Here is a 22,842-nt window from a genome sequence, read left to right as displayed (position 1 = left end):
GGCCTACGATCCGGGCCGTCCGCCCCCTGGGGAATGCGCTTCAGCAGCCTGCTCACCCGGATCGGCGCCGTGCAGGACGGCAGCCCGCGGCACCTGGCGGCGGATCCGGAGATCACGGGCGCCGAAGCGCTGGATCGCGCTGGCCCTGGCCAGCTGGCCTTCCTTGAACCCGGCAACGCCCTGGCGGCCGCCCTCTCCGCCAGCGGTGCCGCCGCCCTGCTGCTGCCCCTCGACGAAGAAATCCAGCAGCTGGCCAGCGAGCGCGGCCTGGCCTGGGTGGCCCTCAAGGATCCCCGCCTCGGCTTCGCCCAGGCGCTCGGGGCCCTGCATCCCCCCACGCCGAAGCCCCCGGGGATCCACCCCAGCGCCGTGGTTGACCCGGGGGCGACCGTGGCCGCCGATGTCCACGTGGGTGCCCACGGGGTGATCGGCGCCGGCAGCGTCGTGGCCGCCGGCTGCGTGCTCCATCCCGGCGTCGTCCTCTATGAGGACGTGCAGCTCGGCGCGGGCTGCGAGATCCACGCCAACGCCGTGCTCCATCCCGGCAGCCGTCTCGGGGCGGGGTGCGTGGTCCAGTCCCAGGCAGTGATCGGCGCCGAGGGCTTCGGCTTCGTTCCCACCGCGTCGGGGTGGGTGAAAATGCCCCAGACCGGCCGGGTGGTGCTCGAGGACGGCGTCGAGGTGGGCTGCGGCTCCACCATTGATCGCCCGTCCGTCGGCGAGACCCGCATCGGTGCCGGCACCAAGATCGACAACCTCGTCCACGTCGGCCATGGGGTGGTGACGGGCAAGGGCTGTGCCCTGGCCGCCCAGGTGGGCATCGCCGGCGGAGCCGTGCTCGGCAACGGCGTCATCCTCGCCGGCCAGGTGGGTGTGGCCAACCGGGCCGTGATCGGCGACCGGGCCATCGCCTCCTCCAAGTCCGGCATCCATGGCGAGATCGCCGCCGGCGAGGTGGTCAGCGGCTACCCCGCCATCCCCAACCGGCTCTGGCTGCGCTGCTCCGCCGTCTTCAACAAGCTGCCCGAAATGGCCCGCACCCTGCGGCAGCTGCAGAAGTAGCCTCGCCTGCTGCCCGGCCCCCTCTCTCGATGACCAGCTACAGGATCACCCTGCTCGCGGGGGACGGCATCGGTCCGGAGATCACCGCGGTGGCCCGCACCCTGCTGGAGACGGTGAGCGCCCGCCACGGCTTCAGCCTGGAGTTCGATCCGCAGCCCGTCGGCGGCGCCGCCATCGACGCCACCGGCGTGCCCCTGCCGGAGAGCACCCTGGCCGCCTGCCGGGCCTCCGATGCGGTGCTGCTCGCCGCCATCGGCGCCCCCCGTTTCGATGCCCTGCCCCGGGAGCAGCGCCCCGAGAGCGGCCTGCTGGCCCTGCGCTCCGGCCTGGGGCTGTTCGCCAACCTGCGGCCCGTCAAGATCATCCCGGCCCTGGCCGGCGCCAGCAGCCTGCGGCCCGAGGTGATCGAGGGGGTGGATCTGCTGGTGGTGCGCGAACTCATCGGTGGCATCTACTTCGGCACCCCCAAGGGACGCATCGAGGTGGATGGGGGCGTGCGCGCCTTCAACACCATGGTCTACAGCGACCACGAGGTCGACCGGATTGCCCGGGTGGGCTTCCGCCTGGCGGCAGCCCGCCGCGGCCGGCTCTGCTCGGTCGACAAGGCCAACGTGCTCGATGTGAGCCAGCTGTGGCGCGACCGGGTGGAGGCGATCCACACCGAGTTCCCCGAGGTCGAGCTGAGCCACATGTACGTCGACAACGCCGCCATGCAGCTGGTGCGCGAGCCGCGCCAGTTCGACGTGCTCCTCACCAGCAACCTGTTCGGCGACATCCTGTCGGATGAGGCCGCCATGCTCACCGGCTCGATCGGCATGCTCCCCTCGGCCTCCCTGGGCTCGGAGGGTCCGGGCCTGTTCGAGCCGGTGCACGGCTCCGCCCCCGACATCGCCGGCCAGGACAAGGCCAACCCGATCGCCATGGTGCTCTCCGCCGCCATGCTGCTGCGGGTGGGCCTGCAGCAGGAGGCCGCCGCCGCCGACCTCGAGAGCGCCGTCGACCGGGTGCTGGCCGCCGGCTACCGCACCGGCGACCTGCTCATGGGCGAGGGCTGCACCCGGGTGGGCTGCCAGGCCATGGGCGAGCAGCTGCTGGCGGCCCTGCCGGCCTGAACGCCCCCCTCCGGTGAAGGCCGCGGGGGGCCCGGACCGGCGACCTGCCAAACTCACACCCTCTGAACCCCCCTGCGTCGATGTCGAAGCGTCACCCGGTCGTGGCTGTCACCGGTTCCTCGGGAGCGGGAACCAGCACCGTCAAACGGGCCTTCGAGCACATCTTCTCCCGCGAGGGCATCATCCCGGCGGTGGTGGAAGGCGACAGCTTCCACCGCTTCGAGCGGGGCCCGATGAAGCAGGCGATGGCCGAAGCCCAGGCCCGTGGCGAGAACTTCTCCCACTTCGGCCCCGAGGCCAACATCTTCGACAAGCTCGAGGAGCTGTTCCGCACCTACAGCGAAACCGGCAGCGGCGACCGCCGCTACTACCTCCACTCGGTGGAGGAGGCGGCCGAGCACAACGCCCGCCTCGGCACCAACCTGGAGCCCGGCCAGTTCACCCCCTGGGAGCCCATCCCCTCCGGCACCCAGCTCCTCTTTTACGAAGGTCTCCACGGTGGGGTGGTGGGCGACGGCTACGACGTGGCGTCCCTGGTGGACCTGCTGATCGGCGTGGTGCCGATCGCCAACCTGGAGTGGATCCAGAAGATCTCCCGTGACAACGCCGAGCGGGGCTACTCGGCCGAAGCGATCGTGGACACGATCCTGCGCCGCATGCCCGACTACATCAACCACATCTGCCCCCAGTTCAGCCTCACCGACATCAACTTCCAGCGGGTGCCCACGGTGGACACCTCCAACCCGTTCATCTGCCGCAACATCCCGACCCCGGATGAGAGCTTCGTCATCATCCATTTCCGCAAGGGGGCCCGTGAGAAGTGGGGCATCGACTTCTCCTACCTGCTGCGCATGATCAACGGCTCCTTCATGTCGAGCCCCACCAGCATCGTGGTGAACGGCGGCAAGATGGGCTTCGCCATGGAGATCATCCTCACTCCGATCATCCACAAGATGATCGAGGAGCAGAAGAAACTCAGCTGAAGATCCGCCGCTTGATCTTCCTTTCGGCCCTAAGATCCCCCGAAAGGAATCGGTGAATCCCATCACCGCCCAGCCCCCCACCATCCACCCGTCCGGACCCGGCACCCCCCCATCCGGAAGCCCCTCGTTCCGGATCCGGGGCGGGGAGTCCTCGGCCTCCCCCTCGGCCGGCGCCCTGCGCCTGGACCGCATCAACAGCGCCGAACTGCTGCGCTGCTCGCGCCGGGTCTACTTCCGTTTCCTCGAGTCCTGCCCCACCGCCCCCGAACCTCTGGGGGTGGTGCTGCTCGGCACAGGGCCCCAGGGACGGGTGGTGTTCGAGGTGCCCATCCTCCTGCCGGACGAGCAGTTCGTGCCGATGGAGCTGCTTCGCCCCCGCTCGGCCCGGGGCCGCAGTGCCCGCGGGGGATCCAGCCGCCCGCTGCCATGAGTCCCGACGCCCTGCTCGCCCCCACCGCCGCCCTGCCCCTGCTGGCCCCCCTGGTGGCCCTGGTGGGCGCCTGCATCGGCAGTTTCCTCAACGTGGTGGTCTGGCGGCTGCCGCGGGAGGAGTCGCTGGTGTTCCCCGGCAGCCACTGCCCCTGCTGCGGCGCCTCCCTGGCCTGGTTCGAGAACGTGCCGCTGCTCAGCTGGCTGCTGCTGCGCGGCCGCTGCCGCCACTGCCAGGCGCCGATCGCCGTCCGCTACCCGCTGGTGGAGCTGCTCACCGCCGGCCTCTGGGTGGCCATGCTCTTCGCCCGCCCGGCCGCCATGGGCCCCGACCCCAGCCCCTGGCTGCTGCTGGCGGCCGGCTGGTTGCTGGCCAGCTGGCTGCTGCCCCTGGCCCTGATCGACCTGGACAGCCTCTGGCTGCCGGAACCGCTCTGCCGCTGGGGCGTGCTGCTCGGCCTGGCGGCCACCGCCGGCATCGGCTTCCCGCAGGGGGCCGAAGTGGGCCGGGCGCTGCTGTTCTCCCACCTGCTGGCGGTGGCCGCCGGCCTGCTGGGCTTCGAGGCCCTCAGCGCCCTGGCCGAGAAGGCCATGGGCCGGCCGGCCCTGGGCCTGGGGGACGCCAAGCTGGCCGCCCTGATGGGCGCCTGGCTCGGACCGCTCGGCCTGGGCCTGGCCGTGAGCCTGTCGGTGCTCGGGGGTGCCCTGATCGGTGGCATCGCCCGCCTCAGCGGCCGTCTCGGCCGCCAGCAGCCCTTCCCCTTCGGCCCCTTCCTCGCCGCCGCCGCCCTGGCGGTCTGGATCGGCGGCCACGGCCCCTGGCTGCGCCTGTGGGGCCTGGGTCTTTAATGGCCACTGGTCTCCGTTCCCCGTCGCCGCCGTCGCCCCATGTCCCTGTTCGACTGGTTCGCCGATCGCCGCAAGAACGCCCCTGCCGTTCGGGCCAGCAAGGGCCCTGAGGCTGACGAGGGGGATGGCCTCTGGAGCAAATGCGCCGAATGCGGCCTGGTGGTCTACCGCAAGGACCTGATCGCCAACGCCAGTGTCTGCAAGGGCTGCGGCCACCACCACCGCATCGACAGCGCCGAACGCATCCGCCTGATCGCCGATGAGGGCAGCTTTGAGCCCATCGATGCCGATCTGGCCCCCACCGACCCCCTGGCCTTCAAGGACCGCCGCAGCTACGCCGATCGGCTGCGGGACAGCCAGCGGGCCACGGGTCTGCGGGATGCGGTGGTCACCGGCCTCTGCCGCCTGGACGGCATGCCCCTGGCCCTGGGGGTGATGGATTTCCGCTTCATGGGCGGCTCCATGGGCTCGGTGGTGGGCGAGAAGCTCACCCGCCTGGTGGAGCTGGCCACCGCCCGCCGCTATCCGCTGCTGATCGTCTGCGCCTCCGGCGGCGCCCGCATGCAGGAGGGGATGCTGAGCCTGGTGCAGATGGCCAAGGTGTCCGGCGCCCTGCAGCGCCACCGCAGCGCCGAGCTGCTCTATCTGCCCCTGCTCACCCATCCGACCACCGGTGGGGTCACCGCCAGCTTCGCCATGCTCGGCGACCTGATCCTGGCCGAGCCCAAGGCGATGATCGCCTTCGCCGGCCGCCGGGTGATCGAGCAGACCCTGGGAGAGAAGCTGCCCGAGGGCTTCCAGACCGCCGAATACCTCCAGGACCACGGCTTCGTCGACACGATCGTGCCCCGGCCCGAGCTGCGCGGCACCCTGGCCACCCTGCTGCGGCTGCACGGCAGCCTGCGGCCGGCCGTGTTCGTGGTGCCATGAGCGGTGTCATGGGGGGTGGTCGCGCCCCGTTCGCCGCCTGCCTGCTGGCGGTGCTGCTGCTGGTGGGCTGCTGGCTGGCGGCTCCCGCGGCCGCCATGGCCGGCCCGGTCGACTGGCAGGAGGTGGAGGCCGGCCCTGAGGGCCGCCAGTGGTGGGACTCCGGCAGCCTCCGCTTCGATCGCGAGGGGCGCCTTTCTGTGCTGAGCCGCTACCAGCCCGCCGCCGCCGCCGATGCACCCGAGGACGCCCGCCCCCCCGTCGGCCAGCTGTACGTGATGCAGCTCGATTGCGACGAGGAGCTCTACCGCGACACCGCCGTCAACGGCCTGCCCCGCTGGGGAGCCACCTGGCAGGCCGCCGCCGGCGACAACCTCACGATCCGGGTGCTGCATGCCGCCTGCGCCGCCGCCCGCCATCCCCAGGAGAGCGATGCGACGGCCTGAGGCGCCCCTGCGGGTCGCCGTTGCCGGCCTCGGCTTCGGCGAGAAGGTGATCCTGACGGCCCTGCGGGACGCCCCGGGCACCGAGCCGGTGGCCCTCTGGCACCCACGCAAGGAGCGGGCCGCCGCCGCGGGCCAGGCGGCGGAGCTGCCCGCCTTCGACGATTTCGCCGCCCTCCTGGCCGATCCCTCCGTGGAGGCGGTGGTGATCGCCACGCCGCCGGAGCCCCGTTTCGCCCTGGCCCGCGCCGCCCTGGAGGCGGGCAAGCACCTGTTCCTGGAGAAGCCGGTGGCCCTCAATGCCGGCCAGGTGGAGGAGCTGCAGCGCCTCGCCATCGCCCGGGGCCTGGTGGTGGCGGTCGACTTCGAATACCGGGCCGTGCCCCATGTCCAGCAGCTGGCCGCCCTGCTCGAGACGGGAGTGCTGGGGGATCCCTGGCTGGTGACGTTTGACTGGCTGATGTCCAGCCGCGCCGATCCGAGCCGGCCCTGGAGCTGGTACTCCCAGGCCGCCGCCGGCGGCGGGGTGCTCGGCGCCCTGGGCACCCACGCCTTCGACACCCTCCACTGGCTGATCGGCCCCAGCCGCAGTCTCACCGCCCGGCTCAGCACCGCCATCGGCGAGCGCCCCATCCCGGGCTCCGGCGCCATGGGCGTGGTGGATGCCGAGGACACCGCCCTGATCCAGCTCGACCTCCAGGACCGGCGCGGCCGCCCCGTGCCCGCCCAGCTCGCCCTCTCCTCGGTGGCGCGGGCGGGACGGGGCTACTGGATCGAGCTTTACGGCAGCGAGGCCACCCTGGTGCTGGGCTCGAGCAACCAGGCCGACTACGTCCACGGCATGCAGCTGTGGATGGCCCGTCCGGGCGAGGCCCTGCGGCCCGTGGCGGCCGATCCGGCCCTGGCCTACGGCCGCACCTGGGAGGACGGCCGGATCGCGCCGGTGCGCCGGCTGCTGGGCTGGTGGGCGCAGGCGGTGCGGGAGCGGCGTCCGATGCTGCCGGGGCTGGCTGAGGCGGTGGCCAGCCAGCGCTGCTGCGACTGGGCCCGCCAGGGAGCAGGAACCCTGGAGGGCATCCCCTAGACTCCCCGGCAGACCCGGCGGGACGACCCCGCCAGCCGTCCTTCGACCACGGTTCTCCACAACCGTACCCACCCCAATACCGCGAGATTTCCCATGGCGCTCGTACCGCTTCGCCTGCTGCTGGATCACGCCGCAGAAAACGGCTACGGCATTCCTGCCTTCAACGTCAACAACCTGGAGCAGGTGCAGTCGATCATGGAGGCTGCCTACGAAACCGACAGCCCGGTGATCCTGCAGGCCTCCCGCGGCGCCCGCCAGTACGCCGGCGAAAGCTTCCTGCGCCACCTGATCCTGGCCGCGGTCGAAACCTATCCCGACATCCCGGTGGTGATGCACCAGGACCACGGCAACAGCCCCGCCACCTGCTACGGCGCCGCCGCCAACGGCTTCACCTCCGTGATGATGGACGGCTCCCTCGAGGCCGACGCCAAGACCCCCGCCAGCTACGACTACAACGTGGCCGTCACCAAGGAAGTGGTGGATGTGGCCCACGCCATCGGCGTGAGCGTGGAAGGCGAACTGGGTTGCTTGGGTTCCCTGGAGACCGGCAAGGGTGAGGCCGAGGACGGCCACGGTTTCGAGGGCTCCCTCGACCACTCCCAGCTGCTCACCGACCCCGCCGAGGCCGCCGACTTCGTCGCCAAGACCAAGGTCGACGCCCTGGCCATCGCCATCGGCACCAGCCACGGCGCCTACAAGTTCACCCGCAAGCCCACCGGTGAAGTGCTGGCCATCTCCCGGATCGCCGAGATCCACAAGGCCATCCCCAACACCCACCTGGTGATGCACGGCTCCAGCTCCGTTCCCCAGGAATGGCTGGACATGATCAACAAGTACGGCGGTGCCATCCCCGAGACCTACGGCGTCCCCGTCGAGGAGATCCAGGAAGGCATCCGCAACGGCGTGCGCAAGATCAACATCGACACCGACAACCGTCTCGCCTTCACCGCCGCCGTCCGGGAAGCCGCCGCCAAGGATCCCGCCAACTTCGATCCCCGCCACTTCAACAAGCCCGCCCGGGCCTACATGAAGAAGGTCTGCCTGGATCGTTACCAGCAGTTCTGGTGTGCCGGCAACGCCAGCAAGATCAAGCAGCGCGACATCAACTACTACGCCACCCTCTACGCCAAGGGTGCCCTCGATCCCAAGACCGCTGTCGCCGCCTGATCGGCGTCCCACCAGCGATCCAGCATCGATCCATCGGGGGCCCACGGGCCCCCTTTTTGATGGCCGGCCATCCCGGGCGCTCAGGCTGGGGTGCTCAGGCTGGGGCGCTCAGGGCAGCGGCAGGGGCAGCGGCGTGCCGTCGGGGAGCGGCGGGTCGGCGGACGCCGCCTCCTTGGCGGTGGGGGCCGCGTCCACCAGCCGCTCCAGGGCGCGGCGCAGGCTGCGCTCCATCACGAAGCGGCGGCCATCGGTGACCACCACGCGCACCAGGGTGGGCAGGTCGTTGCTCTTCGACTGCAGGTAGATCGGCTCCACGTAGAGCAGGCCCTCGCCCACCGGCAGCACCAGCAGGTTGCCGCGGAACAGCCGCGAGCCGAGCCGGTTCCAAAGGCCGAACTGGAAGCTGATCGTCGGGTCCTGGTCGATCAGGGCCGTGATCTGCTGGGGGCCGAGCAGCAGCCGCTGCTGGGGGAAGCGCACCAGCATCAGTTCCCCGTAGTGGGGCGGATCGTTGCGGGCCGCCAGCCAGCCCACCAGGTTGGAGCGCTTCAGCGGCGTGAAGGGCAGCAGCAGCACGAACTCGGAGCGCTGCTCGCCGGGCAGCTGCAGGGTGAGGTGGTAGGGCGACACCGGCACGGTGCTTTCGCCGTAGATCTCGGTGGGCACCGCCCAGACGTCGTCGCCGTTGTAGAAGGTGCGCACGTCAGTGACGTGGTAGCGCAGCAGCCGCTCCGCCTGGATGTCGAACTGGCTCTTGGGCACCCGGATGTGGGCCAGCAGTCCCTTCGGCATGGCCGACAGCGGCCGGAACAGTTCCGGGAAGGCGCGCACCCAGGTGCGCAGCACCGGATCGCGGGCGTCATTGACGTAGAACCAAAGCCGGCCGTCGTGGGCATCCACCACCGCCTTCACCGGGTTGCGGAAGTAGCGCAGGCCCTGGGGGTTGGGATCGCTGTAGGGGTAGGAGCGGCTGGTGGTGAAGCCGTCCAGCAGCCAGTACTGGTACTGCTCCGGCCGGAAGCCCTCACTGCCGGCCACCCGGGCGGTGACCAGGTAGGGCTGGCTTTCGAAGCGCAGGAACGGCGCCAGGGCCGTCAGGCGTTGGTTCACCTGCCGCCGCAGCAGCAGCAGGGAGCGGTCGGTGAAGGAGCCGGTGAACAGCAGTCGCGGCTCCCGCAGGTAGATCGCCGCCCCCAGACGGTTGAGGGGAGGGGCGAGGGAGATCCCCCGGGTGCCGGTGTAGTGGGTGTAGACGTTCAGTTCCCCCTCCGGATAGGAGAACTCCTTCACCTTGGTGGGGGCGATGGCGTAGGGGGAGGGCCCGGAGGCGAAGTAGAGGCTCGGGCTGCCCACCGGCAGTGCCGCCCGGGCCTCCTTGTCGGTGATGTCCAGCTCGGGGATGCCTTGCACCCGGCCGCTGCTGCCCAGGTCCTTGACGAAGAACAGGGGCAGGCCGTCGGAGCCGAAGGCGTTCACCGGCGAGACGGTGAAGCCGTGGCCGTTGGTGAACACCAGATGGCGGTTCAGCCAGGTGCGCGAGCCGGGCGGCAGGGCGCTGCTGTCGAGTTCCCGGGCCGAGATCAGCACCTGCTGGGAGCCGTTCCGGGCCGACTTGCCCTGCAGCGGATAGCGATCCACCGCCGCCGAAGGGAAGGTGTAGTACAGCCGCAACTGCTGCAGCTCGCGGTTGGCGGCCAGCAGGGGCTGGCTGTCCCAGAGGCGGATGTTGTCGAGAGTGCCGGGGGCCCTGGCCAGATCCGCCTTCGTCAGGCCCTGGTTGGGTTCCAGCCGGATGGTGCGCACATTCTCCAGGCCGAAGGCGCGGCGAGTGGCCCGGATGCTGCGCTCCAGATAGGGGGCCTCCACCGCCAGCTCCCGCGGCTGCACCCAGAAGCGCTGGGCCAGGGGCGTGATCACCCATTCGCTGATCGGCACCAGCACGGCCGAGCCCGCCAGGGGCAGCAGGGCGCCTCGGCGCACCCAGCCCCGGGGCAGGGGCACCAGCAGGGCGCCGGCCGTGAGCAGCAGCAGCACCGCGAACAGCAGGCGCAGGGGCAGGCGCACGTGCAGATCCACGTAGCCCGCCCCCGAGGCCACGCCGCTGCCCTGCACCATCAGATCGAAAGGCGCCAGGGCGTTGCTGAGGGCCATGACGACGGCCAGGGCCGCCACCTGGGGCTGCAGCACCCGCTGCTGGGCCTTGCTGAGCCCGTCGAAGCGCAGATCGCTCAGGCTGCGGCCCTTGCCGATGGTCAGCAGCAGGCAGGCCGCCAGCCCCACCAGCCCCTGGGCCAGCAGCACGCTCAGCAGCAGCCGCAGGGCCGGCAGGCGCAGCACGGTGAACGACAGGTCCAAGCCGGTGAGGGGATCCCCTTCGCCGAAGGGGGTGGCCAGCAGGGCCGGCAGCCACAGGCTCCAGCCCCGGGCCACCGCCGTGGCCGAGCCCGCCAGGGCGGCCGCCAGGGTGATCCGCAGGGTGGTGAGGGGCCAGAGCAGCAGCGGCAGCAGCAGGCCCCCCGCCAGGCCCGCCACCAGCAGGGGCGGCAGATCACGGAGCACGGAGAAGCCGGTGATCACGTCGCCGTTGAAGGGGTTGGCGATCAGTCCCCGGGCCTGCACCATCAGGTAGCTGAGGCCGCCGGCCAGCAGCAGCACCAGGCCGATCAGCACCGCCACCAGGGCGCCGTTGCCCAGCCGCAGCAGGGGCGCCCCCGGCCGGGGCGCCTCGGGCCCCTGCTCCCTGAGCCGCCAGCAGCGCTGCAGCTGGGCCAGCTGCAGGGCCGAACCGAGGCCGAAGACCGCCGCGAAGGCGGCGATCTGCAGCATCCAGCGGCGCAGCAGGATCTGCTGGAAGTCGAATTGGCTGAACCAGAGCCATTCGATGGCCAGCCGGGCCCCCGCCCAGAGGGCCAGCAGCAGAGCGAAGGCAATGGCCAGGCCGATGGCGAGGTGGGGCCTCCGGCGGGACGGCAGAGGGGTGGGGACGGGCACAAACGGAGCGTAGGCAGAACCCTGCGGGCGACAAGTGCCGGCCTCGATGCCATACCCGATGCTGGAGGTCGGCTTTGCCGGCAGGGACCGGACACCACTGTTAGCGTGTCCCCCAGTGACCGGGATTCCCTTGACCGCCACCCTTTCCCGCTCCACCTTCACGGGCCTGCGCTGCAAGGAATGCGGTCATCCCTACGAGGCCGGCGCCCGCCACGTCTGCGAGGACGTCTGCTTCGGGCCCCTTGAGGTGGTCTACGACTACGACGCCATCCGCAGCCGCGTCAGCCGCGCCACCATCGAGGCCGGCCCCACCTCGATCTGGCGCTACCGGGAATTCCTGCCCGTCGAGGGCGACCCCATCGACGTGGGCACCGGCTTCACACCCCTGCTCAAGGCGGATCGCCTCGCCCGCCGTCTCGGCCTCTCCTCCCTCTACATCAAGAACGACGGCGTCAACATGCCGACGCTGTCCTTCAAGGACCGGGTCGTCTCGGTGGCCCTCACCCGGGCCCGGGAACTGGGCTTCACCACGGTCAGCTGCGCCTCCACCGGCAACCTGGCCAACTCCACCGCCGCCATCGCCGCCCACGCCGGCCTGGAGTGCTGCGTCTTCATCCCCAGTGATCTGGAGCTGGGCAAGGTGCTCGGCACCCTCGTCTACAACCCCACCCTGATGGCGGTGAAGGGCAACTACGACCAGGTCAACCGGCTCTGCTCCGAGGTGGCCAACACCTACGGCTGGGGCTTCGTCAACATCAACCTGCGCCCCTACTACTCCGAGGGCTCCAAGACCCTCGGCTACGAGGTGATCGAGCAGCTCGGCTGGCAGCTTCCCGACCACATCGTCGCCCCGCTGGCCTCCGGCTCCCTGTTCACCAAGATCCGCAAGGGCTTCGACGAATTCATCAAGGTGGGCCTCGTCGACGAGAAGCCGGTGCGCTTCAGCGGTGCCCAGGCGGAAGGCTGCTCCCCCATCGCCCAGGCCTTTGCCGCCGGCCGTGACTTCATCACCCCGGTGAAGCCCAACACGATCGCCAAGTCGATCGCCATCGGCAACCCGGCCGATGGCCCCTACGCCATCGACATCGCCAACCGCACCGGCGGCACCATCGCGGCGGTCACCGACGAGGAGATCATCGACGGCATCAAGCTGCTGGCCGAGATGGAGGGGGTGTTCACCGAAACCGCCGGGGGCACCACCATCGCCGTGCTCAAGAAGCTGGTGGAGCAGGGCAAGATCGACCCCTCCGAAACCACCGTCGCCTACATCACCGGCAACGGCCTCAAGACCACCGAAGCGATCGCCTCCTCCATCGGCGCCCCTTACACGATCGAGCCCCAGCTGGCCAGCTTCCACGAAGCCTGGGAGCGCTCCCAGGCTTCCCACGGCGATGCCGCCCCCCGGGCCTGATCCCCCCCCGATCGCGCCGCCCCCCTTTCTCCCGTTCTTCCTGCCCCACCGACCCATTCCATGGCCATCCAGGTTCTGATCCCCACCCCCCTGCAGAAGTTCACCAACGACGAGGCCAGCGTCAGCCTGGAGGCCACCAGCATCGACGGCCTGCTGCAGGCCCTCGAAGGCCGCTACCCCGGCATCCAGGCGCGTCTCTGCGATGAGAGCGGCAAGCTGCGCCGCTTCCTCAACCTCTATGTGAACAGCGAGGACATCCGCTTTCTCGACAACCAGGCCACCGTCCTCAGCGACGGCGACGAGGTGAGCATCGTGCCGGCCGTCGCCGGCGGCTGAACGTGCCTCCCTGCCGGTAGAGCGCTCCCGGCAGGGAAGGCGCCGACGATGGAAAGAAATCCATAAGATCTGTCAACGATTGCAACCTGATCCCATGGGGCAGATCCAAGCGTCCAGGCCCCCCAGCCCTGCCGCCATCGCCGGGGGTCACGACTGGCACGCTGAAACCCTGCTGTTCGACTACCGCCAGGCCGCCAACCCGATCCGTTCCGGTCTCACCGAGCCGATTCCGGAGGGCCGCTGGGGCCCCGATCTGCACGCCACGGGTCCGACGGCGGTTCTTCCCCTCGATCTCAGCGCCCGTCTGGGCTGCCCCTCGCCGGCCACAAGCCCGGCCCTGAGCGCCAACTTCGTGCGGATCCTCCGTGGCGAATCGATCGGGGTGGCCGCCAACGCCACCAGCTCCCTCTTCTACGTGTACCGGGGCTCTGGGCGCTGCCACTGCCCCTCCGGTGCCGGGGATGAACCCCTCGATCTGGGCTGGGGTCGCGGAGATCTGTTCGTGCTGCCGGCTGGGCTGGAGCCTCGACTGGAGGCCTCCGAAGAGAGCGTTCTCTACTGGATCCACGACGGGCCCCTGCTCACCTTCCTCGGGGTGCGGGCCGAATCCCCCCGTTTCGCCCCCAGCCACTACCCGGCCGCCTGGCTCGATGAGGAGCTGGCGGCGCTGGCGGCGGATCCCAGCAGCGCCCGCAGCAACCGCCTCAGCCTCCTGATGGCCAACCGTGCCCTGCCGGCGAGCCGCACCGTCACCCACACCCTCTGGGCCATGTACGGACTGGTGCCGGCCGGTGCGGTTCAGCCCCCCCATCGGCACCAGTCCGTCGCCCTCGACCTGGTGATCGACTGCCAGCCGGGCTGCGCCACCCTCTCCGGTCCTGAGCTCAACCCCGACGGCACGATCCGCAACCCTCTGCGGATGGAATGGGAGCCGGGCGCCGCCTTCGTGACGCCGCCGGGCCACTGGCATTCCCATGTCAATGAGAGTGGCCATCCGGCCCGGCTGCTGCCGATTCAGGACGCCGGTCTACACACCTACCTGCGCAGCCTGGACATCCGCTTTGCCTCCGGCCTGGGCGGCGAGGGCTGAAGCGCCCTTGGCCTCATGGGCCTCCACCAGGGCGCGGAAGCTGTCGCCGTCGATGGTTTCCAGATCGATCAGCTGGTTGACCAGCTCATCGATCAGTTCGCGCCGTGGGGTGAGCACCGCGACGGCCTTCTCCAGGGCCTCGAAGGCCAGCTGGCGCACCTGTTCGTCGATGCGGTTGCCGGTGCGCACCGAGGTGTGGGGGCTGGAGCGGATCCAGTCGCGGCCGAGGAACACCTCTTCCCCCTCCTCCTCCAGGGCCAGGGGGCCGAGGCTGGAGAAGCCGTAGCGCAGGACCATGTCGCGGCAGATGCGGCGCACCAGCTGCAGATCGCTGCTGGCCCCCTGGGTCACCTCGCTGGGGCCGAACACCACCATTTCGGCGGCGCGGCCGCCGAGGGCCACCACCAGCCGGGCCCGCAGGTAGGCCTTGCTGATCAGTCCGGAATCGATGATGTCCTCATCGGGCATGGTGCGGGCGAACCCTCCGACGCCACCGGCCCTGGGCAGCAGCGTCACCTTGTCGAGCCTGTCGGCGTGGGGCAGCAGTGTGGTCAGCAGGGCGTGGCCGATCTCGTGGTAAGCGATCAGCCGCTTCTTGGCGCTGTCCTGCAGTGGGGCGGCCGCCAGGCCCATGGTGATGCGCTCGAGGGCGTCGCCGATGGACTGGTCATCCACCTGGCTCTTCTGGCGTCGGGCCGTGAGGATGGCCGCTTCGTTGAGCAGGTTGGCCAGATCGGCGCCGGAGAAACCGGGGGTGCGGCGGGCCCAGTCGGCCAGGGACACCTCCTCGGCCAGGGGCCTGGTGCGGGCATGGACCGAAAGGATCTCCTCCCGGCCGGACCGGTCCGGCAGGTCGACGCTGATGCGGCGATCGAAGCGGCCCGGCCGCAACAGGGCCGTGTCGAGCACGTCGAGACGGTTGGTGGCGGCCAGCAGGATCACCCCCGAGTTGTCCTCGAAGCCATCCATCTCGGTGAGCAGCTGGTTGAGGGTCTGCTCCCGTTCGTCGTTGCCGCCGCCGATCCCGGCCCCCCGCTGGCGGCCCACCGCATCGATCTCGTCGATGAAGATGATGCACGGCGCCTTGGCCTTGGCCTGGCGGAACAGATCCCGCACCCGGCTGGCGCCCACGCCCACGAACATCTCGACGAACTCGGTGGCCGCCATCGAGAAGAAGGGCACGCCGGCTTCACCGGCGATCGCCCTGGCCAGCAGTGTCTTTCCGGTGCCTGGGGGGCCCACCAGCAGCACCCCCTTGGGAATCCGGGCGCCGATGGAGGTGAACCGTTCGGGGGTTTTGAGGAAGGTCACCACCTCCTGGAGCTCTTCCTTGGCCTCGGCGATGCCGGCCACGTCTTCGAAGCGCACCGTGATCGCCCCCTCCTCCTGCAGGCGGGGCTGGCTGCGGCCGAAGCCCATCGCCTTGTTGGCCACCTGGGCGGAGCGGCGCACCAGCAGCACCAGGCCGGCGATCAGCAGGGCCACCAGCAGGCCGTTGGTGACCAGACCGGCCATGGCGTCGTCGCGCCGCTCGTCCCGCACGGTCAGCGGCACCCGGGCCTGCTCGGCGGTGCGCAGCAGCTGCTGGTTGTCGCTGAAGACGGACACCTGGCGGCTGCGGCCGTCCGCGAAGGTGGCGGTCACCACGCGCTGGGCAGGAGCGAGCTCCAGGCTCTTGATCTTTCCGGCTTCGATGTCCCGCAGCAATTGGCTGTAGGAGGGCGCCCCGGCCCCCTGGCCCCCCAGGCTGAACCCGGGACGCACCGGCGGGGCCGGCTTGGATGGCGCAGGAGTGGCCGGGGCCGCAGGGGTGGAGGACGCTCCGGCCTCGGTGCCTTGCGCCACCATCGTCCCGGGGGCGGCCAGGGCGGCGGAGATCTTGGCCGGCTCCGGAGGAGAACTGCTGCTCACAGGCCTGGCGTCCTTTTCAGGAGTTGCTTATCGGAAGTCGACTGTAGCGATTTGACGAAAGGCGAGTCGGCGAAGCAGGATCATCGTTTGGCAGTGAGTTGGCGGGATGGCCGTTCCCAAGAAGAAAACCTCCAAGGGCAAGCGCAACCAGCGCCACGCCCACTGGAAGGCCAAGGCCGGTGTGGCGGCCCAGAAGGCCATGTCGCTCGGCAAGGCTGTGCTGAGCGGCCGCGCCCAGGGCTTTGTCTATCCGATCGCCGAAGAGGCCGAAGCGGGCGAAGAGAGCTGAATCCCGAGGGGGTGGGCACGCCTGCGTCCGTCCAGGATCACCCCACCCTCGAACGGAATCCCTGACCCGGTGGGTCCCAGCAGTGGGTCCTGGTAGAGCGCTGGCGGCAGGGAGTGGAGCGTGGCCCGCACCATGGCGTCGAGCTGCCGCCCGATGAGCCATCCGCCACCGGCCCGACGCTGCCGGGCCTCCGCCTGGAAGCGCCAGCGGCGGGGCAGGCTCCAGCGCTCCGGACGCAGCAGCCAGAGGCCGTCACAGGCCTCCCAGAGTTCTTCGTAGGCCGCCAAGTGCTCGTCCCAGCGGGGCAGCCAGCGGCGTTCAGATGCGTTCAGCGCCTCCAGCCCCGCTCCTCTGCCTAGCCGCTCGCCCAGCGCCTGGGGGCCGAGGGACCGGCAGCCCATCAGCCAGCCCTCGATCACCAGCGCCTCGGCGGGCTCCTCCCGCCAGCCGTTCCGGTCTCCGTCCCCGCCGGCCAGGGTCTTGTCGAACCGGGGCAGCCGCAGCGTCCCCCCGGCCCGCCAGGCGGCCAGCGCCTCCAGCAGCAGGGGCAGGTCGTGGCTGCCGGGCGGCACCCGGCCCACCCCGAAGGGATTGCCCGCCAGCCGCGAGCGGCGTTCGGCGGCCGGCAGGTAGAGGTCGTCGATCGAAGCCACCGTCAGCCGCAGGCCCCCGAGGGCGGCGAGGCGCTCCAGGGCACGGCCCAGGCTCGTCTTGCCGGCGCCCACCGGCCCGTTCAGGGCCAGCACGGGCCGCCGCGTCGTCGCTCCGTCCCGCAGCCCGCGCTCCAGCCGGCGCAGCATCGGCAGGGCCAGGAGCCGCAGCAGGCTGGGGTGCACCGGGCCCAGGTCTCCCGCCCGGGCCAGCCGTCCGTCCCAGGCATCCGGCGCTGGCTCCGAGGGCAAGGAGAGCTCTGGTGGCACCACCCGCTCAGGTCCCCACCTTGAAGGCCTCGAGCACGATGGCGTAGGTGGCGCCGATGCGCAGGTTGTCCACCAGCACCCAGGCCAGGGAGGGTTCGGGGCCCACCAGGCGGGTCCGCAGACGCACCAGGGTCTCGATCGTCAGCAGCAGGCCGAGCACCACCGCCGGGCGGCCCCCCGGGGTGGTGAAGAGCAGCAGGCTGGTGAGGTTCTGACCGGCGAAGAAGCCCAGCAGCAGCGCCAGGGCGGCCAGGCTGCCCGCCCGCCAGCTGCGCCGCGCCACGCCGACCAGCCGCGTGCCCAGCCGGCTCACCAGCCCCTGGAAACGGGTGCGCTGCACGGGGAGGCGGGTCATGGCGTGTCCAGCAGACGCTCCAGCCACGACAGCGTCACCTGGCCTTCGGGGCAAGGAGGCCCGCGGCGCACCACGACCGTGGCCCCGGGTTCCTCCAGGCCCTCGACCACGGCCCGGGCGGCGCTGAAGCGGGAGGCTGGCTCCTCCCGTGTCGCGGCGCTCAGGCAGACCAGACAGCTCAGCCCGGCGCCGGTGGCCGCCGCCAGCCCGACCGGGGAGTCCTCGAGCACCATGACGCCAGCCACCTCCCCACCGAGCTGCCCCAGGGCCAGCCGGTAGGCCTCCGGATCGGGCTTCTTGCGGGCCACATCGTCGCCGCAGACCCAGAAGTCGAAGGCCCGACCCAGGGCCGGTGGGGCCCCCTCCAGCAGGGCCTGCACCGCGCTGCGGCCGCTGGTGGTGACGATCCCCTGCCGCAGGCCTGCCGCCGCCGCGTCAGCCACCAGCCGGGCCACCCCGGGCCTCAGGGCGAGGCGGCCCTGCTGCACCAGCTCGGCATAAAACCCCTGCTTGCGGCGCTGCAGTTCCTCCACCCGGCCCCGTTCCGGGGTGCGGCCCTCCACCTGCCGCAGGAAGGCGGTGATCCGTTCGTGGCCGCCGCCCACCGCCAGCAGCCGCCCGTAGGTGGGACGGTCCCAGCGCCAGGGGAGCCCGGCGGCCTCGAAACTGCGGTTGAAGGCCACCCGGTGGCCCTCGAACTCCGTCTCGGCCAGGGTGCCGTCCACGTCCCAGAGCAGGGCCGACAGGGCCGGGGCCATCGGACGCCGCGCTTGTGTAGGGAGTCAGGCTAAGGGGTGCGCCCTGCAGCCCCGCCTTCCACAATGCGGGGGCCCCGCCTGCCCCTCGTTGCTCTCTGCCGTCGACGAGCGACGCTGGCTTTTGCCCTCCCCCCTCGGCGGCGACGGCCCTGCCGAGGCGGCCGGGGCTGGGGATGCCGACCTCCCCTGTGAGCTGCTGGCCCTGCTGCAGCGTCGCGGCCTGGTGACGGCCGAGGCGGTGCGCCAGTTGCTGGATCCGGAGGCGGCCCCCGATCCGGAGGCCCACTTCCCGGCTCTGGCGCTGGCGGTCGAGCGGCTGGTGCGCTGCTGCCAGGGGGCGGAGGCGGTGGCGATCTGCGGCGACTACGACGCCGACGGCATGACCAGCACCGCCCTGCTGGTGGGGGTCCTGCAGCGGCTCGGCGCCCGCCCGCGGGCCGCCATCCCCAGCCGCATGGACGACGGCTACGGACTCAACGCCGCCATGGTGGAGCGGCTGGCGGCCGATGGGGTGCGGCTGCTGATCACGGTGGACAACGGCGTGGCCGCCATCGAGGCCCTGGAGCGCGCCGCCGCCCTGGAGGTGGAGGTGATCCTCACCGACCACCACACCCTGCCCCCCCAGCTGCCGCCGCACCTGGCCCTGCTGCACCCGGCCGTCACACCGGAGGGCTCCCCCTACCGGGGTCTGGCGGGGGTGGGGCTGGCCCACGTCCTGGCGACCGCCCTCTGCCGGCGGCTGCGCCACCGCCACGGGCTGGAGATCGCCCTCAACCTGTTCTGCATCGGCACCATCGCCGACATGGCCCCCCTGGAGGGGGTCAACCGCCGCTGGCTGCTCGATGGCCTGCCCCTGCTCGGCCGCAGCCCCCTGCCCGGCCTGCAGGCCCTGCAGCAGCTGGCGGGCCTGGAGAAGCACCGGGTCGATGCCGAGGCGGTGGGCTTCCAGCTGGCCCCACGCATCAACGCCGTCGGCCGGTTGGGGGACCCCCAGCTGGTGGTGGACCTGCTGACGACGGAGGATCCTGAGGAGGCCCTGGAGCTGGCCCGCTCCTGCGAGGCCCTCAATCGCCAGCGGCGGGAACTCTGCAGTGCGATCGAGGCGGAGGCCCTGGCCCTGCTGGAGGCCGATGGTCCCCGCCGGCCCGCCTTTCTGCTGCTGGCCCAGGGCCACTGGCACCACGGCGTCATCGGCATCGTCGCCTCCCGGCTGGTGGAGCGCTTCGGCCGTCCCGTGGCCCTGCTGGCCGGCGAAGGGGGAGGTCGGCTGCGGGCGTCGGTGCGGGCCCCGAAGGGCTTCGCCGTCGATGGGGCCCTGACGGCCTGCGCCGAACTGCTGGAGCGCCACGGCGGCCACCCCGCCGCCGGCGGCTTCACGGTGCGGGCCGAGAACGTCACGGCGCTGCAGGAACGGCTCGACGCCCTGGCCAGCGGCTGGCTTGCGGCGGCGGGCGATGGCCGCACGGTGGAGCCCGAGGCCCTGCTGCGGCTCGAGCGGATCGACCGGGAGTTCTGGCGCCAGCTCCAGCGGCTGGCCCCCTTCGGCATCGGCCATCCCACCCCCCTGTTCTGGAGCAGCCGCTGCCAGGTGGTGGAGCAGAAGCTGTTGCGCGGCGGCCACCTGCAGCTGCAGCTGGCCCAGGGGGAGGCACGGCTGCGGGCGATCGGCTGGCGCTGGCAGGGGCCCGACCAGTGGGCGGGCCCGGTGGATGTGGCCTACCGCCTGCGCCGCGATGACTGGCAGGGGGTGGAACGGTTCCAGCTGGAGCTGGAGGCGATCCGCTCCAGCGGTGGTGACACCGTGGTGCTGCAGCGCCGCGACCGCACCTACTGGTGCCGCCGCCAGGGGGACAGCCTGGTGATCCGCAACGCCGCCGGCGAGGAACTGCGCTCCGCTATCCCCTCCGATGGCACAGGCCCCGCCGCCCTGGTGGATCCGCCCCACCCCTACGTTCAGGGGCTGATGCGGGAGGCGGCCATGGCCCTGGGGATGGTCGAAGGATGAGCCGGTCCCCGCTGGGCCCGGTGCGTTCCCTGGTGCTGCTGGCGCTGCTGGGGGCCGCGGTGGGGCTGGCCTGCTGGCCGCTCAACCGCATCGACCTGCTCCAGGATCGCCTGCTCTCCACCCTGCCGGCGTTCAGCGGCGGCGGCTGGAGCGCCAGTGGCTGGCTGCTGGCTCTGGCCCCGATCCCCCTGGTGCCGCTGCTGCTCTGGTTCCAGCGGGGACCCTGGCGCCGCGGGGCCGGCTCGGGCATTCCCCAGGTGATGCTCTGCCTGGAGGATCCCCACCGGGGCTCCCAGCTGCTCTCCGCCGCCCCGACCGGGGAACGGCTGGGCCTCTGGACCGTGGCCAGCCTGGCCCTGCTCCCCCTGGGCCGCGAGGGTCCGGTGGTGGAGGTGGGCGCGGCCGTGGGGCAGGCCCTGCTGCGCAGCTGGCCCGGCCTGCTGCACCGGGCCAGCCGGGGCCACCTGCTGGCCGGAGCGGCAGGGGCCGGGCTGGCCGGCGGCTTCAACACCCCCCTGATGGGGATGGTCTTCGTGGTCGAGGAGCTCACCGGCAGCTTCCAGCAGCGGCTGGTGTGGCCGGCGCTGGTGCTGACCAGCGCGGCGGCCCTGGTCAGCGGCCTCGGCGGCCAGCCGATGTTCGCCCTCGGGATCAACGCCAGCCCGGTGGCGGAGACCGAGCAGTTGCTCTGGGCGATTCCGATCGGCCTCGGCGGCGGGGCCCTCGGCGGTCTGTTCGCCTGGCTGCTGGTGCGCGCCACGGGCCTGATCACCCCGATCGCCCGCCGTCAGCCCCTGCGCCTCGGCCTGGCGGCCGGGGTGGCCCTGGCCCTGCTGACCCTGGCCACCGGCGGCGCCAGCGGCGGCGATGGCGAGACCCTGATGCGTCTGATGCTGGATCAGGACGGGGACACCACCATCGACGCCGGCTGGGTCGTGCTGCTGGTCTCGCGGTTGATCGGACCGGTGCTGGCGCTCTCGGCGGGGATTCCCGGAGGGCTGATCGATCCGGCCTTCGCCGTGGGGGGGGTGTTCGGCTCAGGGGTGGTGCGGGCCCTGGCGGGGGATCCCCACCTGGGTCTGGCCCTGGGCATGGCGGCGGGTCTGGCGGGGGCCACCCAGCTGCCGGTGATGACGATCGCCTTCGCCATCCGCATGGCGGGCGACCAGCAGCTCATGCCCGGCCTGGTGGCCGCCGCTGTGATCGCGGCCTACACGGGCCAGGCGATCCAGCGCCGACCCGTGTATCACGCCCTGGCCGACCTGCTGGTGCCGGAGCGATCAGAGGGCGCCGCGGCGGTAGTAGAGGATGAAGATCACGGCCGGACCGGCCAGGGTGATCAGGGCCAGGGCGCCGAAGTTGGAGATGAGATGGAAATCGATACCCATGGTGCGGCTGCCGGCGAGGGGGACAATCGGCCAGGAGTGTAGGTCGCCCGGCGGCCGCTTCAGGGCCCCGCCCCTGTCGCCGTGATCGGTTGTCATGGCTGGCGCCGGCCGTGGGCTGGGAAGACGGCGTCGGGCTGGGAAGACGGCGCCGGGTGTGAGTGAATGGAACGACCCCGTGGCGTCCCCGTGCCCCGACCCGAGCACTGGCAGTGCATCCGTGGCTGCGGTTCCTGCTGCCGCCTTGACCCGGCCCTGCGGGGCGACGCGATCGAGGCCCTCGATCCCGACCAGCAGGAGCTGTACTTCTCGATGGTGGGGGAGGACGGCTGGTGCCGCCATTTCGACACCGGCTCACGCCGCTGCCGCATTTATGCGGAGCGCCCCGATTTCTGCCGGGTGGATCAGCTCGTCGCGCTGTTCGGCCAGCCCGGTGACGATCCCGATGCCCTGGCCATCGCCTCCTGCCGGCAGCAGATCCGAGCCGAGCTGGGCGGCCGCCACCCGGTGATGCGCCGTTTCCTGCGGACGATCCGCCAGCCCTCATGAGCAGCACGACCCCGGAATCCCCGGCCCCCCCGAGCTGGATCACGGTGTTCCTGAGCACCGCCACCACCGTCTTCCTGGCCGAACTTGGTGACAAGACCCAGCTGGCTGCCCTGCTGCTGTCTGCCCAGTCGGGCCGGCCGGTCGTCGTGTTCGTGGGCGCTTCGCTCGCCCTGATCTGCTCCAGCCTGGTGGGGGTCCTGCTGGGGCGCTGGCTGTCCACCGTCATGCCCCCCCACCAGCTGGAGCGGGCGGCGGGGATCCTGATGGTTGCCCTGGGGCTGTGGCTGGGCCGCCAGGCGGTGCTGCACCTGGCGCCGCTCCATCTCCTCAACGCCTGAGTCCGTCGCCCGCCGCGCCATGCCGTTCGCCCTGCTCGCCTCCACCTTCGCCACCGTCTTCCTGGCGGAGCTCGGCGACAAGACCCAGCTGGCCATCGTCAGCATCAGCGGCACCTCCAACCGGCCCGGAGCGGTGTTCGCCGGCAGCGCCTGCGCCCTGGTGCTGGCCAGCCTGGTGGGGGCGGCGGCGGGCGGTTCCCTCTCCAGCGTGATCCCCACCGATGGCCTGCAGCTGGCGGCCTCCGCCGGCTTCCTGATCATCGGCACCCGCCTGATCCTGCGCTCCGGCGCGGACGGCGGCGAGGCCCCCGCCCCGACCACCGAGGCCGCTGGCGAGGATGGCGATACCCCCGCTCCTTAGAGTCCCCGGGTGACGTTCGCCGTGACGGCGGGCGCTGCCGGGCCATCCCCCGTCCAAGGAGGCCGACGACCCCCCTGGCGCTCCGGA

22 protein-coding genes and 1 pseudogene are annotated in these 22,842 nt (G+C 71.6%); 17 read left to right on the top strand and 6 right to left on the bottom strand.

Annotated features, from left to right (window positions below):
- Window positions 1-33 precede the first annotated feature (33 nt).
- The 9 genes from lpxD (at window position 34) to fba (ending at window position 8,056) form a co-directional block, all read left to right on the top strand.
- On the top strand, window positions 34-1,062 hold the full coding sequence (gene lpxD / locus KUG38_RS11345) for a UDP-3-O-(3-hydroxymyristoyl)glucosamine N-acyltransferase (RefSeq protein WP_216921522.1): 1,029 nt from the start codon (window positions 34-36) through the stop codon (window positions 1,060-1,062).
- Window positions 1,063-1,091: 29 nt separating this feature from the next.
- On the top strand, window positions 1,092-2,174 hold the full coding sequence (leuB, locus tag KUG38_RS11340; protein ID WP_216921520.1) for a 3-isopropylmalate dehydrogenase: 1,083 nt from the start codon (window positions 1,092-1,094) through the stop codon (window positions 2,172-2,174).
- Between the two features lie 80 nt (window positions 2,175-2,254).
- Window positions 2,255-3,157, top strand: a complete 903-nt coding sequence (locus KUG38_RS11335) for a phosphoribulokinase (protein WP_216921519.1) — start codon at window positions 2,255-2,257, stop codon at window positions 3,155-3,157.
- Window positions 3,158-3,209: 52 nt separating this feature from the next.
- A complete protein-coding gene (locus KUG38_RS11330; RefSeq protein ID WP_353617789.1) occupies window positions 3,210-3,587 on the top strand; it encodes a hypothetical protein in 378 nt (125 codons plus the stop codon).
- On the top strand, window positions 3,584-4,435 hold the full coding sequence (locus KUG38_RS11325) for a prepilin peptidase (protein ID WP_216921517.1): 852 nt from the start codon (window positions 3,584-3,586) through the stop codon (window positions 4,433-4,435). Before KUG38_RS11330 ends, KUG38_RS11325 begins: the two co-directional genes overlap by 4 nt.
- Window positions 4,436-4,474: 39 nt before the next feature.
- On the top strand, window positions 4,475-5,365 hold the full coding sequence (gene accD / locus KUG38_RS11320; protein ID WP_216921514.1) for an acetyl-CoA carboxylase, carboxyltransferase subunit beta: 891 nt from the start codon (window positions 4,475-4,477) through the stop codon (window positions 5,363-5,365).
- A complete protein-coding gene (locus KUG38_RS11315; RefSeq protein WP_286195895.1) occupies window positions 5,362-5,808 on the top strand; it encodes a hypothetical protein in 447 nt (148 codons plus the stop codon). The genes accD and KUG38_RS11315 overlap by 4 nt, the downstream gene beginning before the upstream one ends.
- Window positions 5,795-6,889 carry a Gfo/Idh/MocA family protein gene (locus KUG38_RS11310; RefSeq protein ID WP_216921500.1) on the top strand — a complete coding sequence of 365 codons (1,095 nt, stop codon included), beginning with the start codon at window positions 5,795-5,797 and terminating at the stop codon, window positions 6,887-6,889. Before KUG38_RS11315 ends, KUG38_RS11310 begins: the two co-directional genes overlap by 14 nt.
- 93 nt (window positions 6,890-6,982) lie before the next feature.
- On the top strand, window positions 6,983-8,056 hold the full coding sequence (fba, locus tag KUG38_RS11305; protein ID WP_094586189.1) for a class II fructose-bisphosphate aldolase: 1,074 nt from the start codon (window positions 6,983-6,985) through the stop codon (window positions 8,054-8,056).
- 108 nt (window positions 8,057-8,164) lie between these two features.
- On the opposite strand, the gene KUG38_RS11300 is transcribed toward fba, so the two are convergent.
- Window positions 8,165-11,047: a UPF0182 family protein gene (locus KUG38_RS11300; RefSeq protein WP_216921498.1), complete on the bottom strand. Its 2,883-nt coding sequence runs from the start codon at window positions 11,045-11,047 to the stop codon at window positions 8,165-8,167.
- Between the two features lie 130 nt (window positions 11,048-11,177).
- Here KUG38_RS11300 and thrC point away from each other — a divergent pair, with 130 nt between their 5' ends.
- The 3 genes from thrC to KUG38_RS11285 all read left to right on the top strand — a co-directional run bounded on the left by thrC (window position 11,178) and on the right by KUG38_RS11285 (window position 13,884).
- Window positions 11,178-12,458: a threonine synthase gene (thrC, locus tag KUG38_RS11295; RefSeq protein ID WP_216921496.1), complete on the top strand. Its 1,281-nt coding sequence runs from the start codon at window positions 11,178-11,180 to the stop codon at window positions 12,456-12,458.
- Between the two features lie 60 nt (window positions 12,459-12,518).
- On the top strand, window positions 12,519-12,794 hold the full coding sequence (locus KUG38_RS11290) for a MoaD/ThiS family protein (protein ID WP_094586186.1): 276 nt from the start codon (window positions 12,519-12,521) through the stop codon (window positions 12,792-12,794).
- 94 nt (window positions 12,795-12,888) lie between these two features.
- Window positions 12,889-13,884, top strand: a complete 996-nt coding sequence (locus KUG38_RS11285) for a cupin domain-containing protein (RefSeq protein WP_216921495.1) — start codon at window positions 12,889-12,891, stop codon at window positions 13,882-13,884.
- On the opposite strand, the gene ftsH is transcribed toward KUG38_RS11285, so the two are convergent.
- The gene (gene ftsH / locus KUG38_RS11280; RefSeq protein WP_216921492.1) at window positions 13,822-15,795 is read right to left on the bottom strand and encodes an ATP-dependent zinc metalloprotease FtsH; all 1,974 of its coding nucleotides are present in this window, start codon (window positions 15,793-15,795) and stop codon (window positions 13,822-13,824) included. The two genes, KUG38_RS11285 and ftsH, sit on opposite strands and share 63 nt — an antisense overlap.
- 106 nt (window positions 15,796-15,901) lie before the next feature.
- Here ftsH and rpmF point away from each other — a divergent pair, with 106 nt between their 5' ends.
- On the top strand, window positions 15,902-16,084 hold the full coding sequence (gene rpmF, locus KUG38_RS11275) for a 50S ribosomal protein L32 (RefSeq protein WP_190609576.1): 183 nt from the start codon (window positions 15,902-15,904) through the stop codon (window positions 16,082-16,084).
- Here the strand turns inward: rpmF and KUG38_RS11270 are convergent.
- The 3 genes from KUG38_RS11270 to KUG38_RS11260 are packed head-to-tail and all read right to left on the bottom strand — an operon-like array spanning window position 16,042 to window position 18,117.
- Window positions 16,042-16,986 carry a phosphoribulokinase gene (locus tag KUG38_RS11270; RefSeq protein ID WP_216921489.1) on the bottom strand — a complete coding sequence of 315 codons (945 nt, stop codon included), beginning with the start codon at window positions 16,984-16,986 and terminating at the stop codon, window positions 16,042-16,044. The genes rpmF and KUG38_RS11270 overlap by 43 nt on opposite strands.
- Before the next feature lie 25 nt (window positions 16,987-17,011).
- Window positions 17,012-17,359, bottom strand: a complete 348-nt coding sequence (locus KUG38_RS11265; RefSeq protein ID WP_216921486.1) for a DUF565 domain-containing protein — start codon at window positions 17,357-17,359, stop codon at window positions 17,012-17,014.
- A complete protein-coding gene (locus tag KUG38_RS11260; protein WP_216921483.1) occupies window positions 17,356-18,117 on the bottom strand; it encodes an HAD-IA family hydrolase in 762 nt (253 codons plus the stop codon). The genes KUG38_RS11265 and KUG38_RS11260 overlap by 4 nt, the downstream gene beginning before the upstream one ends.
- An 88-nt stretch (window positions 18,118-18,205) precedes the next feature.
- On the opposite strand from KUG38_RS11260, the gene recJ reads away from it, so the two are divergent.
- The gene (recJ, locus tag KUG38_RS11255; RefSeq protein WP_216921478.1) at window positions 18,206-20,122 is read left to right on the top strand and encodes a single-stranded-DNA-specific exonuclease RecJ; all 1,917 of its coding nucleotides are present in this window, start codon (window positions 18,206-18,208) and stop codon (window positions 20,120-20,122) included.
- The gene (locus KUG38_RS11250; RefSeq protein WP_353617788.1) at window positions 20,119-21,552 is read left to right on the top strand and encodes a chloride channel protein; all 1,434 of its coding nucleotides are present in this window, start codon (window positions 20,119-20,121) and stop codon (window positions 21,550-21,552) included. The genes recJ and KUG38_RS11250 overlap by 4 nt, the downstream gene beginning before the upstream one ends.
- Here the strand turns inward: KUG38_RS11250 and KUG38_RS17155 are convergent.
- Window positions 21,451-21,849 (bottom strand): annotated as a pseudogene (locus KUG38_RS17155) (hypothetical protein); the annotation flags it as partial. The gene KUG38_RS11250 and the pseudogene KUG38_RS17155 overlap by 102 nt on opposite strands.
- Window positions 21,850-22,052: 203 nt before the next feature.
- Here KUG38_RS17155 and KUG38_RS11235 point away from each other — a divergent pair.
- Window positions 22,053-22,394 (top strand): TMEM165/GDT1 family protein, encoded by a 342-nt coding sequence (locus KUG38_RS11235; protein ID WP_216921474.1) that lies wholly within the window; start codon window positions 22,053-22,055, stop codon window positions 22,392-22,394.
- 19 nt (window positions 22,395-22,413) lie between these two features.
- A complete protein-coding gene (locus KUG38_RS11230) occupies window positions 22,414-22,755 on the top strand; it encodes a TMEM165/GDT1 family protein (RefSeq protein WP_216921472.1) in 342 nt (113 codons plus the stop codon).
- The last annotated feature ends 87 nt before the right edge of the window (window positions 22,756-22,842 follow it).

This window comes from Synechococcus sp. CCAP 1479/9 (assembly GCF_019038535.1).
GTDB lineage: Bacteria > Cyanobacteriota > Cyanobacteriia > PCC-6307 > Cyanobiaceae > Cyanobium.
Note: the sequence above shows the minus strand (reverse complement) of the source record. Positions and strands in the feature narration are given on the sequence as shown.

Bases quoted from the DNA above. Each gene is read 5' to 3' on its own strand.
- KUG38_RS11315 (WP_286195895.1), top strand. From the start codon at position 5,362: ATGAGCGGTGTCATGGGGGGTGGTCGCGCCCCGTTCGCCGCCTGCCTG.
- KUG38_RS11230 (WP_216921472.1), top strand. From the start codon at position 22,414: ATGCCGTTCGCCCTGCTCGCCTCCACCTTCGCCACCGTCTTCCTGGCG.
- KUG38_RS11325 (WP_216921517.1), top strand. From the start codon at position 3,584: ATGAGTCCCGACGCCCTGCTCGCCCCCACCGCCGCCCTGCCCCTGCTG.
- accD (WP_216921514.1), top strand. From the start codon at position 4,475: ATGTCCCTGTTCGACTGGTTCGCCGATCGCCGCAAGAACGCCCCTGCC.
- fba (WP_094586189.1), top strand. From the start codon at position 6,983: ATGGCGCTCGTACCGCTTCGCCTGCTGCTGGATCACGCCGCAGAAAAC.
- KUG38_RS11310 (WP_216921500.1), top strand. From the start codon at position 5,795: ATGCGACGGCCTGAGGCGCCCCTGCGGGTCGCCGTTGCCGGCCTCGGC.
- KUG38_RS11265 (WP_216921486.1), bottom strand. From the start codon at position 17,359: ATGACCCGCCTCCCCGTGCAGCGCACCCGTTTCCAGGGGCTGGTGAGC.
- KUG38_RS11260 (WP_216921483.1), bottom strand. From the start codon at position 18,117: ATGGCCCCGGCCCTGTCGGCCCTGCTCTGGGACGTGGACGGCACCCTG.
- KUG38_RS11290 (WP_094586186.1), top strand. From the start codon at position 12,519: ATGGCCATCCAGGTTCTGATCCCCACCCCCCTGCAGAAGTTCACCAAC.
- KUG38_RS11285 (WP_216921495.1), top strand. From the start codon at position 12,889: ATGGGGCAGATCCAAGCGTCCAGGCCCCCCAGCCCTGCCGCCATCGCC.
- KUG38_RS11335 (WP_216921519.1), top strand. From the start codon at position 2,255: ATGTCGAAGCGTCACCCGGTCGTGGCTGTCACCGGTTCCTCGGGAGCG.
- KUG38_RS11250 (WP_353617788.1), top strand. From the start codon at position 20,119: ATGAGCCGGTCCCCGCTGGGCCCGGTGCGTTCCCTGGTGCTGCTGGCG.
- rpmF (WP_190609576.1), top strand. From the start codon at position 15,902: ATGGCCGTTCCCAAGAAGAAAACCTCCAAGGGCAAGCGCAACCAGCGC.
- KUG38_RS11235 (WP_216921474.1), top strand. From the start codon at position 22,053: ATGAGCAGCACGACCCCGGAATCCCCGGCCCCCCCGAGCTGGATCACG.
- lpxD (WP_216921522.1), top strand. From the start codon at position 34: ATGCGCTTCAGCAGCCTGCTCACCCGGATCGGCGCCGTGCAGGACGGC.
- leuB (WP_216921520.1), top strand. From the start codon at position 1,092: ATGACCAGCTACAGGATCACCCTGCTCGCGGGGGACGGCATCGGTCCG.